This is a genomic window from Quadrisphaera setariae (genome assembly GCF_008041935.1).
In the GTDB taxonomy this organism is placed as follows: domain Bacteria; phylum Actinomycetota; class Actinomycetes; order Actinomycetales; family Quadrisphaeraceae; genus Quadrisphaera; species Quadrisphaera setariae.
This window is the reverse complement of sequence record NZ_VKAC01000007.1, coordinates 156,885-171,544: the sequence shown is the minus strand read 5'-3', so window position 1 is coordinate 171,544 and position 14,660 is coordinate 156,885. Positions and strand designations below refer to the sequence as shown.

Annotated in this window: 12 protein-coding genes; 6 read left to right on the top strand and 6 right to left on the bottom strand. The window is 74.9% G+C overall.

The window, feature by feature from the left end; genetic code table 11:
- Positions 1-240: 240 nt before the first annotated feature.
- Positions 241-1,371, top strand: coding sequence for a tyrosine-type recombinase/integrase (locus tag FMM08_RS13105; RefSeq protein WP_147926811.1), 1,131 nt, complete (start codon positions 241-243; stop codon positions 1,369-1,371).
- Between the two features lie 27 nt (positions 1,372-1,398).
- On the opposite strand, the gene FMM08_RS13100 is transcribed toward FMM08_RS13105, so the two are convergent.
- Positions 1,399-1,611: a DUF5302 domain-containing protein gene (locus FMM08_RS13100; protein ID WP_147926810.1), complete on the bottom strand. Its 213-nt coding sequence runs from the start codon at positions 1,609-1,611 to the stop codon at positions 1,399-1,401.
- A gap of 171 nt (positions 1,612-1,782) precedes the next feature.
- On the opposite strand from FMM08_RS13100, the gene FMM08_RS13095 reads away from it, so the two are divergent.
- From FMM08_RS13095 to FMM08_RS13085, 3 genes are all read left to right on the top strand, one after another.
- Positions 1,783-2,811 (top strand): ATP-dependent 6-phosphofructokinase, encoded by a 1,029-nt coding sequence (locus FMM08_RS13095; protein WP_147926809.1) that lies wholly within the window; start codon positions 1,783-1,785, stop codon positions 2,809-2,811.
- Between the two features lie 275 nt (positions 2,812-3,086).
- Positions 3,087-4,412, top strand: coding sequence for a class II 3-deoxy-7-phosphoheptulonate synthase (locus FMM08_RS13090; protein ID WP_222710767.1), 1,326 nt, complete (start codon positions 3,087-3,089; stop codon positions 4,410-4,412).
- A gap of 119 nt (positions 4,413-4,531) precedes the next feature.
- Positions 4,532-5,539, top strand: a complete 1,008-nt coding sequence (locus FMM08_RS13085; protein ID WP_369431723.1) for a threonine aldolase family protein — start codon at positions 4,532-4,534, stop codon at positions 5,537-5,539.
- Between the two features lie 39 nt (positions 5,540-5,578).
- Here the strand turns inward: FMM08_RS13085 and pknB are convergent, their stop codons facing one another.
- Positions 5,579-7,648: a Stk1 family PASTA domain-containing Ser/Thr kinase gene (pknB, locus tag FMM08_RS13080; protein ID WP_187279742.1), complete on the bottom strand. Its 2,070-nt coding sequence runs from the start codon at positions 7,646-7,648 to the stop codon at positions 5,579-5,581.
- Between the two features lie 150 nt (positions 7,649-7,798).
- Between pknB and FMM08_RS13075 the strand changes: the two genes are divergently transcribed.
- A complete protein-coding gene (locus FMM08_RS13075) occupies positions 7,799-8,176 on the top strand; it encodes an Rv2175c family DNA-binding protein (RefSeq protein ID WP_222710740.1) in 378 nt (125 codons plus the stop codon).
- 74 nt (positions 8,177-8,250) lie between these two features.
- The gene (locus FMM08_RS13070; protein ID WP_222710739.1) at positions 8,251-9,528 is read left to right on the top strand and encodes an MFS transporter; all 1,278 of its coding nucleotides are present in this window, start codon (positions 8,251-8,253) and stop codon (positions 9,526-9,528) included.
- Here FMM08_RS13070 and FMM08_RS13065 read toward each other — a convergent pair.
- From FMM08_RS13065 to crtI, 4 genes are all read right to left on the bottom strand, one after another.
- Positions 9,417-10,433 carry a helix-turn-helix transcriptional regulator gene (locus FMM08_RS13065; protein ID WP_147926805.1) on the bottom strand — a complete coding sequence of 339 codons (1,017 nt, stop codon included), beginning with the start codon at positions 10,431-10,433 and terminating at the stop codon, positions 9,417-9,419. The two genes, FMM08_RS13070 and FMM08_RS13065, sit on opposite strands and share 112 nt — an antisense overlap.
- Positions 10,434-10,528: 95 nt before the next feature.
- Complete coding sequence (locus FMM08_RS13060; protein WP_255472363.1) at positions 10,529-11,881, bottom strand: MATE family efflux transporter; 1,353 nt, start codon at positions 11,879-11,881, stop codon at positions 10,529-10,531.
- A gap of 106 nt (positions 11,882-11,987) precedes the next feature.
- A complete protein-coding gene (locus tag FMM08_RS13055; RefSeq protein ID WP_255472361.1) occupies positions 11,988-13,019 on the bottom strand; it encodes a phytoene/squalene synthase family protein in 1,032 nt (343 codons plus the stop codon).
- The gene (crtI, locus tag FMM08_RS13050) at positions 13,010-14,527 is read right to left on the bottom strand and encodes a phytoene desaturase family protein (protein ID WP_147926956.1); all 1,518 of its coding nucleotides are present in this window, start codon (positions 14,525-14,527) and stop codon (positions 13,010-13,012) included. The genes FMM08_RS13055 and crtI overlap by 10 nt, the downstream gene beginning before the upstream one ends.
- Positions 14,528-14,660 lie beyond the last annotated feature (133 nt).

The window sequence follows — 14,660 nt, the reverse complement described above, 5'->3', positions numbered from 1 at the left end:
AGCGGGTTCGCTGGCACAGTCGCCAATGGGCGCGGGCAACCGGCACCGTTCCTGTTGTGTGTCACTGCGGGCGTCTTTCCACAGGCGTGTGCACAGGGGTGCGTTTTCCACAGCTTCGCGCTGATCCAGCTACCGCGGGCGATGCAGCCCGGACACTCCGCCGATGCGCCACCGGAGCAAGGCCGAGACGCTCGAAATCCCCGACCTCCAGCGAGCTGAGCCGCTCGGGCGAGGCTGACGATGTCCAGCATCGCCAAGCGCTCGGACGGCATGTGGCGGGCCAGGTTCCGCGACGAGGACGGCAAGGAGCGGTCTCGGCACTTCCGCCGCAAGGTCGACGCCCAGCGGTGGCTGGACGAGGTCACCACCGCGGTCGTCACCGGCCAGTACGTCGACCCCGCGGCCGCCCAGACGACCCTGGCTGAGTTCTACGCCGTATGGTCCGAGCGGCAGGTGTGGGCACCTAACACCGCCCGCGCCGTCGATATCGCCGTCAGGACCTGCACCTTCCGCGACCTCCCGCTGGGGCGCCTGCGCCGCAGCCACGTCGAGTCCTGGGTCGCCGGTATGCGCAAGCAGGGCCTGGCGCCGGGCACGATCCGCACCCGCCGCAACAACGTGCGCTCAGTGCTGCGCGCCGCCGTCCTCGACCGGCACCTCGTCTCAGACCCGAGCGCTGGGGTGACGCTTCCGCGGGTGCGTCGAGCCGAGGCCGCGATGCGCCTCCCCGCCCCTGAGGAGGTGGCGGCCGTGCTCGCCGCCGCGGCTGAGCCCGAGACCCGCGTCATGGTCCTGCTCGCCGCAGGCGCCGGCCTGCGACTAGGGGAGCTCTGCGGCCTGCAGGTCGCCGACGTCGACTTCCTGCGCCGCACCGTCCGCGTGCGGCGCCAGCTCACGCGGGCGACGGGGGGAGCCCTCGTCGAGAGCCCGCCGAAGTACGGCAGCGAGCGGGACGTCCCCGTGCCCGACGCCCTGCTCGAAGCCGTCGCCCGCTACGTCCAGGAACATCGTCCGGGCAACCAGCCAACCCGGTGGCTGCTGACCGAGGGCGGGGGAGCACCCCTCACCCAGAACATCGCCAGCGACCGCTGGCGCCGGGCCCGTCGCGGAGCCGGTGTCGCCGGCATGCGCCTTCACGACCTCCGGCACTACTTCGCGTCAGGGCTCATCGCGGCCGGCGTCGACGTCGTCGCCGTGCAGCGGGCGCTCGGCCACCGCAGCGCCAGCGTCACCCTCAACACCTACAGCCACCTCTGGCCCAGCGCGGAGGACCGGACGCGGGCCGCGCTGGCGGGTCTGCTCGACGACCTCGCCAACGCGGCTCCCCGCGCTGAGAATCCTGCGGACCAACTGCGGACTAGCCGCCCATGAACAGGCTCTGACCTGCAGCGGTGCGGGTCAGCCAGACTTGCGGCGGAACTCCTGGCGGGCCGTGGCGCCGCCGCGGCCGTGGAGGTTCTTGCCGCCGGCGACCTCGTCGTGCGGGTGCTTCACGCCCTGCTTGCGCTCCAGAGCCTCCTTGAAGCGGCGCTTCTGCGCCTCGGCCGGTGTCTCCTCGGGTGCTGGGGCGTCCGGGGTCTGCTCGGCGGCGCTGTCAGTGGGCTCAGGCACGTCGTCCTCCTGGTGGGCGTCGGGTGCTGGCGCCCCATCCTCGCGCGCCCGCTCGCACGCGGTCACGGGGGTTTCCCTCGACGGGCCGTGCGTCGTCGTCGTCCTCCGGCACCCCCATGTCAGGACGACGACGGCGGGGGACACCAGCCGCCCTCGCTAGGGTGAACCACCATGCGCATCGGAGTTCTCACCGGGGGCGGAGACTGCCCCGGCCTCAACGCCGTCATCCGTGCAGCCGTGCTGAAGGGCACGGACACGTACGGGTTCGAGTTCGTGGGCTTCCGCGACGGCTGGAAGGGCCCGATCGAGGGGCTGACCACGCCGCTCGACCGCTCCGTCGTGGAGCACATCCTCCCCGTCGGCGGCACGATCCTCGGCTCGTCCCGCACCAACCCGGTCAAGATGGAGGGCGGGGTCGACGCGATCCGCGCCACCATGGCCCGCCTCGAGATCGACGCCCTGCTGGCGATCGGCGGCGAGGACACCCTCGGCGTGGCCACGCACCTGCACAGCCAGGGCATCAAGGTGGTCGGCGCCCCCAAGACCATCGACAACGACCTGTCGGCCACCGACTACACGTTCGGCTTCGACACCGCCGTGCAGATCGCCGTGGACGCCTGCGACCGCCTTGCCACCACCGGCGCCAGCCACCACCGCGCCATGATCGTCGAGGTCATGGGCCGTCACGCGGGCTGGATCGCCCTGCACACCGGCATGGCCGCCTCGGCCCACGTCACGCTGCTGCCCGAGCAGGAGTACGACGCCGACGAGGTCGCCGCCACCATCGCCAAGGTCGCCGAGCGCGGCGAGGCCCCGCTCGTCGTCATCTCCGAGGGCGCCATCGCCGCCGGCGGCGACGTCACCCACACCGGCGCCGAGCTCGACGCGTTCGGCCACGTGCAGCTCAAGGGCGCCGGCGAGGCGCTCGAGCGGATCCTGAACGAGAAGCTGCCCGACCTGGCCACCCGCGTCACCGTGCTCGGCCACCTGCTGCGCGGCGGCACCCCCACCGCGTACGACCGCATCCTGGGCACCCGCTCGGGCCTGTCGGCCGTCACCGCGATCGCGGAGGGCAACTTCGGCACCATGGCCGCGCTGCGCGGCACCGAGGTCGTCCAGGTGCCGCTGGCCGAGGCCACCGGCGAGCTGAAGACCGTCTCGCAGGCCCGCATCGACGAGCTGAAGCACGTCTCCGGCTGATCCACCAGCCCCGCTGACGGGCCGCTCCCACCGCCGACCAGGCGCGGGGGGCGGCCCGTTCGCCGTCCACCCCCGACCACGGCGCCCCCGACGACCGGGTGACGAGGACGGGCTGTGCGGGAAAGCAGGTGCGGACGCCCGTACCCTGGCCTGTTGTGAGCACCACGACGCAGCCCGGCGCCGTCCCGCCCGCCTCCACGGGCCCCACGAAGGGGACCCCGGTCGGCGTGGCGTACCGCTCTGCCCTCGACGCGCTCGACGCGCCCAACGGGGCCGTGGCCGACCTGCCGGGGGAGCTCCCGGCCCTGCAGCAGCCCGAGTGGGACGAGGCCGAGCTGGCCGGCGTCGTCGCCGAGCTGTCAGCGCTGCCCCCGCTGGTCTTCGCCGGCGAGTGCGACGCCCTCACCGAGCGCCTGGCCGCCGCGGCCACCGGCCGCGCCTTCGTGCTGCAGGGCGGTGACTGCGCCGAGACGTTCGCCGACGCCACGGCCGACTCCATCCGCAAGCGGATGCGCACCATCCTGCAGATGGCGGTGGTGCTCACCTACGCGGCGAGCACCCCCGTGGTGAAGATCGGCCGCCTGGCCGGCCAGTTCGCCAAGCCCCGCAGCAGCGGCACCGAGACCCGCGACGGCGTGACGCTGCCCGCCTACCGCGGCGACGCCGTCAACGACTTCGCCTTCACCCCCGAGGCCCGCCGCAACGACGCGACCCGCCTCCTCAAGGCCTACCACCACTCCGCGTCCACGCTGAACCTCGTGCGCGCGTTCACCACCGGCGGTGAGGCCGACCTGCGCCAGGTGCACACCTGGAACAAGGGTTTCGCGCGCAACGCGGCCAACGCCCGCTACGAGGCGACCGCCCGCGACATCGAGCGCGCCATCTCCTTCATGGAGGCCTGCGGCGCCTACAGCGACGAGCTGCTCGGCCGCGTCGAGTTCTACGCCTCCCACGAGGCGCTGCTGCTGCCCTACGAGCGCGCGCTGACCCGCACCGACTCGCGCACCGGCAAGCTCTACGACGTCTCGGCGCACTTCCTGTGGATCGGCGAGCGCACCCGCCAGCTCGACGCCGCCCACGTGGACCTGCTCTCCCGCGTGCGCAACCCCATCGGCGTCAAGCTCGGCCCGACCACCACCAAGGACGAGGTCCTCGGGCTGGTCGACAAGCTCGACCCGCAGCGCCGCCCCGGCCGCCTGACCTTCATCACGCGCATGGGCGCAGGCAAGATCCGCGACGCGATGCCCGCCGTGGTCGAGGCCGTCGCCGACTCCGGCGCCCAGGTGGTGTGGACCTGCGACCCCATGCACGGCAACACCATCACCAGCCCGTCCGGCTACAAGACCCGCCGCTTCGACGACGTCATCGACGAGGTCCGCGGCTTCTTCGAGGTGCACAACTCCCTGGGCACCATCCCTGGCGGCCTGCACGTGGAGCTCACCGGTGGCGACGTCACCGAGGTGCTCGGCGGTCACCAGGAGATCGCCGACGCCGACCTGTCCACGGCGTACGAGTCGCTGTGCGACCCGCGCCTGAACCACCAGCAGTCGCTGGAGATGGCGTTCCTCGTGGCCGAGATGCTGCAGGAGCGCTCCGCCTGATGGCGGCCAGCACGGCCGACGCGGCCGGCGCGAGCGGGTACGGGGCCTCGGCCCCGCGCTCAGGGCCGCCGGTCCGCGTCGACCTGCGCTCCGACACCCTCACCCGGCCCACGCCCGCCATGCGGCGCGCGGTGGCCGAGGCGGACGTCGGCGACGACGTCTACGCCGAGGACCCCACCACCACCGCCCTCGAGGCACGCGTGGCGGAGCTGCTCGGCCACGAGGCGGGCCTGTTCACACCGTCCGGCTCCCTCGCCAACGTGCTCGGCGTGCGCCTGCTGGTCGAGCCGGGCCAGGAGCTGCTGTGCGACGCGCGCGCCCACGTGGTGCGCGCCGAGCTGGGCGCCCACGCGGTCACCTCCGGGGTCACCACGCGCACGTGGGACGCCTCCCGGGGCCTCCTCGACGACGACGCCGTCGGCCGCGTGGCCGCGATGATGACGCCGGACGCCGGCCCGCACCTGGTGTCCACCGCGGCCGTGGCCGTGGAGGACACCCACAACTTCGGCGGCGGGACCGTGCAGCCCCTCGCGGCGCTGCACCGGCTGCACGAGGTCACCTCCTCGGCCGGCGTCGCGCTGCACCTCGACGGCGCCCGGCTGTGGAACGCCGCCGTCGTCCAGGGGGCCGCGCATCCGGACGGGTGGCAGGGCGTGGTCCGCGAGGTCGGCGGCGTGGTCGCCACCGCGTCCGTGTGCCTGTCCAAGGGCCTCGGCGCCCCGGTCGGGTCGGTGCTGGTGAGCTCCGCGGAGAACATCGCCAGGGCCCGCACCTGGCGCAAGCGGATGGGCGCCGGCATGCGCCAGACCGGCCTGCTCGCCGCCGCCGGCCTGCACGCCCTCGACCACCACGTCGAGCGCCTCGCTGACGACCACGCCCGCGCCCGGCGCCTCGCCCTGGCGGTAGCCGAGGCCCGCCCCGGCTGCACCGACCCGGACGCCGTCGAGACGAACATCGTGGTGCTCGACGTCGAGGACGCCCGAGCCCTCGTGCTCGCCGCCGCCGAGCGGGGCGTGGCCCTGTCAGCCCTCGGCCCGCGCACGGCCCGCCTGGTGACCCACCTCGACGTCGACGACGAGGGCGCCGACCTGGCCGCCGCCGTCCTCAGCGAGCTGCTCAGCCGCTGACGGCTCCGCCAGCGGCCGACCGGGCCGCCGCGGCGGGGCTCAGCCGATGAAGAGCGTCACGCTCGACCCGGACGCGGCGGGGGAGCCGGGGCTGGGCTGCTGGTTCTGGACGCTGTTGCCCAGCCAGACGCGCTGCTCGGTGACCTGCAGGCCCTGGCCCTCGAGGATGCCGCGCGCCTCGTCGACGGACCTGCCGCGCACGTCCTGGACCACCACCTGGGCCGGCCCGTCGGAGACGACGAGGTCGACCTTGTCGCCCCGGTGCAGCGGCCCGCCGGACTGCTCGGGCGCCGCGGAGACGACGGAGTCCTTGGGGACGGAGTCGTCGTTCTTGCGGTCGGTCTTGCCGACCTGCAGCCCCACGTCGGTGATCTCCTTGGTGGCGTCCGCCAGCGACTTGCCCTGCAGGTCCGACGGCGCGGTGATCGGCTCGCGGCCCTGCGAGGTGGTGAAGCCGACCGCGCTGCGGGCCTTGAGCGGCGGGGTGACGCCGGGGTCCTGGGGGATGACCTGCCCCTGCGGCACGGTCTCCGAGTACGCCTGGCCGACCTTCCCGACCGTCAGACCGGCGTCGGTGATGGCCTTGCTGGCCTGCGCCTGGTCCATCCCGGTCAGGTCGGGCACCTTGCGCAGCTGCGGGCCGTTGGAGACGAAGATCGTGACAGGCGTGCCCTTGTCGACCCGGGTGTCGGCCGGAGGGTCGGTGGACATCACCTCGCCCACGGGCACCGCGTCGCTGTAGCGGGTGGTGTCGAGGGTGGGCACCAGGCCGCGGGCCTCCACGGCCTGCTGCGCCTGCGCGGCGCTGGAGCGCCCGACCTCCGGCACGGCCAGCTGCGCGAGGGGCCCGGCGGTGTACGCCCACACGGCCGCGCCGCCTCCGGCGAGCAGCACCGCGACCAGCGCGGCTACGAGCACCAGCAGCAGCCGCCGCCGGCTGCGTGGCCGGGCCGCGGCGTGGTGGCGCTCGTCGTCGTCATCGCTGTCGGACAGCCCCAGCGGGCCCGACCCGGGGGGCGAGGGCCGGGGGAGCGCCCGGGTGGCGCTGCGCTCCTGCTCCCGCAGCTCGGCGCGGGTCTCCGCTCGCGTCTCCGCTCGCGTCTCAGGCCGGACGGGCGGCGCGGGGGCAGCGGCGGCGTCGCGCAGCTCGCTGACCGGCAGCGCCACCACGTGGTCGCGCCCCTGGACGCGGGTGCCCTCGACCGCCGCGGCGACCGCGGGGGCCAGTGGCACCAGCGCCGGCGGGGCGTCGAGCACCGCGTCGGGCAGGCCGTCGCGCAGGTCGCGGACCAGCTCGAGCATGACGCCGGCGTCCCGGGGGCGGCGGTCCGGCTCGCGGTCGGTGGCACTGGCCACCAGCTCGTCCACGGCGAGCGGCAGGCCGGGACGGGCCTCGGAGACCAGCGGCATGTCCTGGCTGACGTGCCGGAAGGCCACCTGCGCGGGAGCGCCGCCGGCGAAGGGCGCGCGACCGGTGAGGAGCTCGTACAGCACCACGCCGGCGGCGTAGACGTCGGCGCGCTCGTCGGAGGCGCCGTCGAGCACCAGCTCCGGGGCGAGGTAGCCGACGGTGCCGATGAGGGTGCTCGTGGCGCCACCGGTGGCCGTGGTCGCGGCGCGGGCCAGGCCGAAGTCGGCCACGCGGAGGCGGCCGTCGTCGCCGACCAGCACGTTCTCGGGCTTGACGTCGCGGTGGACCAGCCCGGCGGCGTGCGCTGCGGCCAGGCCGTCGAGCACCTCCTCGATGAGGTCCAGGGCCTCGCCGAGGGGCAGCGGCGCCGCGGCCGCCACGAGGTCGCGCAGGGTGCGCCCCGGGATGTACTCCATGGCCAGGTAGACCGTGCTGTCGCTGGCGCCCTGGTCGTACACGGACACCACGCCCGGGTGGCTCAGACGGGCCGCCGAGCGGGCCTCGCGCGTGAACCTGGCGACGAAGGAGGCGTCGGCCGCGAGGTGGGTGTGCATCACCTTCAGCGCCACCGGGCGCTCCAGCCGCGTGTCCGTGGCCAGGTACACCGTGGCCATGCCACCGCTGGCGATGCGGTCGTGCACGAGGTAGCGGCTGTCGATCAGACGCCCGACGAGGGGGTCCTTCACCGCGGTCGCCACGTCAGCGAGTCTACGGTCGCCCTCCGTCACGGGTGGGCGTCTCTCCACAAGCCGCCCACCCGTCACGCCCGCACCACCCAGCCACCACCCGGCCCACCACCTGGCCCACCACCCGTGCCGCCCCCGAGGCGGCGGTGGCAGGCTCTGCGCGTGGCCGACACGTCCGAAGAGCTGGAGCTCCTGTCCTCGCTGGTGCCCGACGACGGCTGGCTGACCGTCCCCGACATCGTCGAGGAGCTCGACAGCGACGTCCCGAAGGTCCGCCGCATGCTCGACGAGCGGCAGCTGATCGGCGTGCGCCGCGGCAACCCCAAGGTGCTGCAGGTGCCCGCTCTGCTGGTGCGCCCCGAGCCGCTGGTCAGCCTGCCCGGCACGCTGACGGTGCTCTTCGACGCCGGCTTCTCCGACGCCGAGGCGCTGCGCTGGCTGTTCACGCCCGACGAGGTGCTGGGCTGCTCCCCGGCGGAGGCGCTGCGGGCCAACCGCATCGCGCCCGTGCGCCGGCGCGCGCAGGTGCTCGGCTACTGACGTCCCGGACGGGCGGTCGGGAGCCGCGGACGCTCCGTCGGACCGCCGCCGCCCTCGCGCGCCACGATCGACGCGTGGACGACACCGCCTGCCTCACCGCGACGCCCGACAGGACCCTCCGCCCCACCCTCCGCACGGACGCCGCACCACCGCCGGAGGTGAGGATGACGGCGAGGGTGCTGCTCGCGCTCGTCGTCCTCATGCTGACGAGCTTCCTGCTGGTCACCGCGGAGTTCCTCCCCAACGGGATGCTCACCGAGATGGCCGTCGGGCTGGGCGTCAGCCCCGGGGCCGCCGGGCAGACCGTCACGGTGACGGCGTTCGTGGGGCTCGTGGTGGCGCCCTTCGTCGGCGTGCTCTTCCCCCGGCTCGACCGCCGCACCCTCCTCGTGGGGGTCAGCCTGGCGGCGGGACTGTCCAGCGTGCTCGCAGCGCTGGCCCCGAACCTCGCGCTGGTGCTCCTGGCCCGCCTGCTGCTCGGCGCCGCGATCAGCTCCTTCTGGGCGATGTCCATCACGGTGGCGGCGCGCGTCGCCGGCCCCGAGCGGCTCGGACGGGCCGTGATGTTCACCAGCGCCGGCATGTCCCTGGCCACGGTGGCCGGGGTGCCGCTCGGGGTGGTGCTCAGCGAGGCGACCGACTGGCGCGTGACGTTCGCGGTGGTGGGCGCGGCCTCGCTGCTGCTCGCGGTGCCGCTGCGGCTGCTGCTGCCCCGCGTGCCCGCGGCGCCGACGTCGGGAGTGGCCCTGCTGGTCGACACCCTGCGCCGGCCCGGCGTCGCGCTGGCGCTCACCGGTCACGTGCTGGTGGTCCTCGGCCACTTCGCCGCCTACACCTACGTGCGGCTGGCCCTGGAGCGCGTCCCGGGCGCCGGCGCGGACACCGTGGTGCTGCTGCTCGCCCTCTTCGGCGTCGGCGGCCTCGTCGGCAACCTCGTGGTGGGGCTGGTGGTCGACCGCGCCTACCCCCTCGTCTCGCTCGCCGTGCCGCTGGCGGTGGCCGTGTCGGTCGCCGCGGTGGTCGCCCTGCCCGGGGCGCTGCCCGTCGTGAGCGCCGCGGTGGTGCTGTGGGGCTTCGCCTTCGCCTCCTGGCTCATCGTCATCAACGCCTGGGCCGGGCGGCGCACCCCGGACCGCCTCGAGGCCGGAGGCAGCCTGGTGGTGGTGGGCTTCCAGCTGGCGATCGTGCTGGCGGCCGGTCTGGGCGGCCTGCTGGTCGACCACGCGGGCGTCGTCGTCGACTACGCCATGGCGCTGGTCCTCCTGCTCGTCGGGACGGTGCTGTTCGGGCTGTCGAACCGGACGTCGAGCTCGTCGGGCTCGGACCCGGTCAGCGCGGCCTCGACCCGCTGACGCGCCCGCCACTGCGAGGGCGGGGCGCCGGTGAACCGCCGGAACGCCCTGCTGAAGCCGTCCTCGGAGGAGTAGCCCAGCGACCGGGCCGCCTCGAAGACCGGTGCCCCGCCCTCCAGCAGCCGCATCGCGCGGCGCATCCGCACCTCGGTGACGAAGGCGAGCGGCGTGCGGCCGTACGCGGCGCGGAACTTCTCGGCGAAGGCGCTGCGCGACAGCGCGGCCACCGCCGCGAGCTGGTCGACGGTCCAGTCGCGGGCCGGATCGCTGAGCACCGCGGCGGCAGCGCGGGCCAGGTGCGGGTCGCCGGTGGCCTGCCGGGGCCAGCCCTCCGGGGCGCAGCCCACCTGCGCCCAGGCGCGCACCAGCGAGAGCACCACGGTGGTCACCATCATCCGGCAGATGGTGCTGTCGCCCGGCCGGACGCCAGCGCCGCCGTCGTCGTCCTCCGAGGGCCCGAGGTTCGCAGCCAGGGCCGCGGCGGCCGGCTCGACGTCCGAGAAGCCGCTCACCCACGCGAACGCCGGGAGCTCCTGCACGCCCGCGGGCCAGTCCATCGCGATGTCCGCGACCACCAGCTGCGCGCCAGCGGGAGCGGCGAGCACGGCGGGCCCGCGCCCGTGCCCCTGCCCGTGCCCCTGCGCGAGGAACGCGTCACCCGCGTGGAGCTCGGCGAAGGACGTGTCGGGCGTGGCGCTGGCCAGGCCCGTGACGGCGTCGACGGTGCAGGAGGCCACGCCGGTCGCATCAGCGGTGATGCCACCGCTCACGACGTAGCCCACCGACGTGGCGCCCGGAACCAGGGGGAGCAGGCCGTCCGCGGGGAGCGTGGAGCGCCTCACGGCGCGCAGCTGCACCTCGAGGGAGGCGAGGACGTCGTGGAGCACCGTGGCGTCGACCGGCATGATCGCTGCAACTCCGCGGGTGCTGGCCCGTGTTCCTGCGCAGACCGGCAGGGCGACCGGGGCAGCGGTGACCAGTCGGCCGCCGGTCCAGCCGGTCAGCGCGTCGCGCCGGTGACCAGCCAGGCCCCACCGCGCTCGCGCGGCGCGAGCGTGACCAGCCGAGCGGCCGTGTAGGCGCCTGCGAAGACCACCCACAGCCACACCAGCCCGGTGCGTCCTGCCGGCGCCCACGCCAGCACGGCCAGTGCCAGCGGTGCGTAGACCGCCGCCGAGGCGATGCTCGCGCCGGCCAGGTAGCGGCCGTCGCCGGCGCCGATGAGCACCCCGTCGAGCACGAACACCCATCCGGCCAGCGGCAGGCAGCAGGCGAGCACCACGGTGGCCGCGGCCAGTGCCGCCCTGACGTCGGGGTCCGGCGTGAACAGCGCGGCGATCGGCGCAGCGAGGACGGCGAGCACCGCACCCATGACCACGCCTGCGCCCACGCCCCACACCACCAGCCGCCTCACCTGCGCTCTGGCGCCCGCTGCGTCCCCAGCGCCCAGAGCCCGGCCCACCAGCGCCTGCGCGGCGATCGCGAGGGCGTCCAGGGCCAGCGCCGTCGTCGTCCAGAGCACCACGGCCACCTGGTGCGCGGCGACGCCCGCGTCTCCCTGCCGCGCGGCGACGTACGTGGTGAGCAGCAGCGCGGCGCGCAGCGCCAGGGTGCGCACCAGCAGCGGCACGCCGTCTCGGGCGCTCTTCAGCACCCCCAGGCCGCGTGGGGCCAGCGCCGCCCAGGAGCCGGTCTCGCGCCGCACCCCGCGCACGACGACGGCCGCCAGCCACGCGGCCATGCCCAGCTGGGTCAGCGCTGTGCCGGCGGCGGACCCGGCGATGCCGAGCCCCGCGCCGTAGACGAGCAGCAGGTTGAGCACCGTGTTGACCACGGCGCCGGTGACGGCCACGACGAGCGGTGTGGTGGTGTCCTGCAGGCCCCGCAGCACGCCCGTGGCGGCCAGCACCACGAGCATCCCGGGCAGCCCCGGCAGGCTCCAGTGCAGGTACGCGAGGGCGTACGGGCGGGCCGCGGGTGACGCGCCGAGGGCGTCGACGAGGAAGCCGCTGACGGCGAAGGCCCCCACCGCCACCACCGCGCCCAGGCCGAGGGCGAGCCACATCCCGTCGACCCCGGCCTGCAGGGCCGAGCGCAGGTCACCCGCGCCGAGGCGGCGGGCGACCGTCGCGGTGGTGCCGTAGGCGAGGAAGACGAACACCGAGACGGCCGTCGCCAGCAGCGCGCCGGCCACGCCGAGACCGGCCAGCGGCAGCACGCCGAGGCGCCCGACGATGGCGGAGTCGGCCAGGAGGAACAGCGGCTCGGCGAGCAGGGCCCCCAGCGCGGGGACGGCGAGCCGCAGGACCTCGCGGTCCTGCGGCCTCAGCGAGGCCACGACCCTCCAGAGCACTCAACGGTCGTGATCATGGGACCTGTGCTTACCGCGCGGTAGGCACAGGTCCCATGATCACGGTGGGGGGTGTGCACGACGCCCATGGTCACTGCGGGGGGAGTGGTCACAGGTGGGGGAGGGCCTTCCAGCGGGACATCTCCCGGCGGGCGGCGCGGGCGCGGGCCAGCGCCGGCAGCGCCACGGCCAGGCGGCGGGGGAGCGGCACCGAGACGCGCTGGGCGAGCACCCGGTAGCCGGCGTCCTCCACTGCCCCGAGGATCCCGCCGTACAGCTCGAAGGCGCAGCGGATGGAGTCTCGGCTGGTGGGGTGCAGCAGCGCGATGCCCGGCTCCGCCTCGCAGTAGACCTTGCGGTTCTCGGCCACCTCGAAGCGCAGCAGCTCCTCGACTCGCCGGTCGAGCGGGGCGTCCGGGCCAGCGCGGCGCCCGGCCTCCAGCAACTCGCGGGTCACGCCGAAGGCCGCCAGGTGCTCGTCGGGCAGGTAGGTGCGCCCGCGGTCGAGGTCCTCACCGACGTCGCGGATGAAGTTGCTCACCTGGAACGCCTCACCCAGCAGCTCCGCCCGGTGCGCGGCCTCCGCCTCGGCACCCGGCAGCGGCTGCAGCACGGGGAGCATCTGCAGGCCGATGACGTTGGCCGAGCCGTACATGTAGCCCTGCAGGTCGGCGTAGGTCGGGTAGTGCGTGGTGGTGATGTCGGCCCTCATCGACTCCAGGAACGCCGTCACCGTGTCCAGCGGCAGGTCCCAGCGCCGCACGGTCGCGAGCATGGCCCGACCGACCGGCTCGGTGGGCTGCGCGCGGCCGTCGATGCTGGCCAGGAACTCGTCCGACCAGGAGACCAGGGCGTCGGGGTCGGGGTCGGTGAGGGAGTCCACGAACTCGTCGGCGTACCGGGCGAACCCGTACAGCGCCCACACCCACGGCCGCTTGGCCGGGGGCAGCAGCGCCGTGGCCAGGAAGTACGTCTTGCCGTGCTCGGCGTGCAGGCGCCGGCACTCCAGCAGGTCCGCGCGCAGCCGCGGGTCGGTGATGCCCGCCGCGTCGAGGCTGGCGCTGCCGGCGGGCCGGCGGCGCAGCGACGGGACGGGCGCTGCCGCCCCCGTCGTCGTCGTGCCCAGCGGGGTCACCGCCACGCGCGGGAGCGGTAGCGGCGGTCGCGGCCCGTGATGCGCTCCGCGGCCAGACGGCCCGAGACGAGCACCATCGGCACCCCGACGCCGGGCTGCGTGCCCGAGCCGGTGAAGACGACGTTCTCGCCCCAGAGGTTGCCCGGCCGGAACGGTCCGGTCTGCCCGAAGGTGTGCGAGGAGGCGAACGGGGCGCCGTCGGCCATGCCGCGGGCCTCCCAGTCGAGCGGGGTGGTGACGTCCTCCACCTCGATGCCGTCGCCGAAGCCGGGGTAGCCCCGCCGCTCCAGGGTGGCGATCACGTGCTCGCGGTAGCGCGGGGCGACCTCGTTCCAGTCGAGCCCGTGCTTGGCGCCCGCGGACAGGCTCGGCGTGGGGAACAGCACGTAGTAGACGTGCCGGCCGTCGGGGGCCAGGCCCGGGTCGCTGACGGTGGGCGTGGACAGCAGCACGCTCGGGTCGCTCATGAGCCGTCCGCCGGTCAGCTCGGCGAACACCTCCTTCCACGCCCGCCCGAACAGGATCGTGTGGTGCGCGGTGTCGGGGTAGGACGCCTTCGACCCCGCGAGCATGAGGTAGCAGGACGGCGAGTACACCAGCGGCCGCAGCCGGCGGTGCTTGACGCCCAGCAGGTCGCGGTAGGCCACCGGCAGGTCGGGGTTGAGGACGACGGCGTCGGCGGTGATCCGCTCGCCGTCCGCGGTGATGACCGCGGTGGCCCGGCCGCCGGAGTGCTCCACGCTCTCCACGGTCGTCGAGAAGCGGAACTCCACGCCGTGCGCGGCGGCCGCCGCCGCCATCGCCGAGGGCACCGCGCTCATCCCGCCGCGGGCGGCGAAGACGCCGGCCACGGAGTCCATGTAGGCGATGACGGCGTAGATGGCCAGGGCGTCGTAGGGGGACAGGCCCGCGTAGAGGGCCTGGAAGGAGTAGACGCGCTGCAGGCGGTCGTCCTTGAGGTACTGCGCCACCACCGGCGCCAGCTTGGAGAAGCCCTTGCGGCGCAGCAGCGTCAGCAGGTCGGGCCGCACCAGGTCGAGCGGGGTGTCGATGTTCCTGTCGATGAACGTGCGCATCTCCGCCCGGTACAGCTCGGAGACGAACGTCACGAACTCCTCGTACCCCGCGGCCTCCTCGGGCCCGCAGACCCGGCGGATCTCCTCGGTCATCTGCTCGGGGTCGGCGTGGACGTCGAGGGAGGAGCCGTCGGCGTACTTCGCCCGGTACAGCGGGCTGACCGGCTCCAGGGTCAGCCAGTCGGCCATGTCCTCGCCGAGCGCGTCGAAGCAGTCGGCGATGAGGTCCGGCATGGTCAGCACCGTGGGGCCCGTGTCGAAGCGGTAGTCGCCCGCGCCGTCCGGCGCCGGGGCGGTGAGGCGGCCGGCGCGCCCGCCGGGGTGGGCCTCGCGCTCCACCACGGTGACCTTCCGGCCGGCGCCGGCCAGCCGCATGGCGGCGGACAGACCCGCCAGCCCCGCGCCGACGACGACGACGTGGTCGGTCGGCCCGACCACCCCCCGCTGGCGCCCGGGGATGACGGCGTCGGCGGCGCGGCGCAGCGCGACGGAAGGAGAGGTGCTGAGCAGGGGGGACGAGAGCGCGGTCACGGGGTGCCTCCTGGCCTGGGGCTCGACGGGGGGCGGGGTG

Bases quoted from the DNA above. Each gene is read 5' to 3' on its own strand.
- FMM08_RS13105 (WP_147926811.1), top strand. From the start codon at position 241: ATGTCCAGCATCGCCAAGCGCTCGGACGGCATGTGGCGGGCCAGGTTC.
- FMM08_RS13095 (WP_147926809.1), top strand. From the start codon at position 1,783: ATGCGCATCGGAGTTCTCACCGGGGGCGGAGACTGCCCCGGCCTCAAC.
- FMM08_RS13085 (WP_369431723.1), top strand. From the start codon at position 4,532: ATGCGGCGCGCGGTGGCCGAGGCGGACGTCGGCGACGACGTCTACGCC.
- FMM08_RS13065 (WP_147926805.1), bottom strand. From the start codon at position 10,433: ATGCCGGTCGACGCCACGGTGCTCCACGACGTCCTCGCCTCCCTCGAG.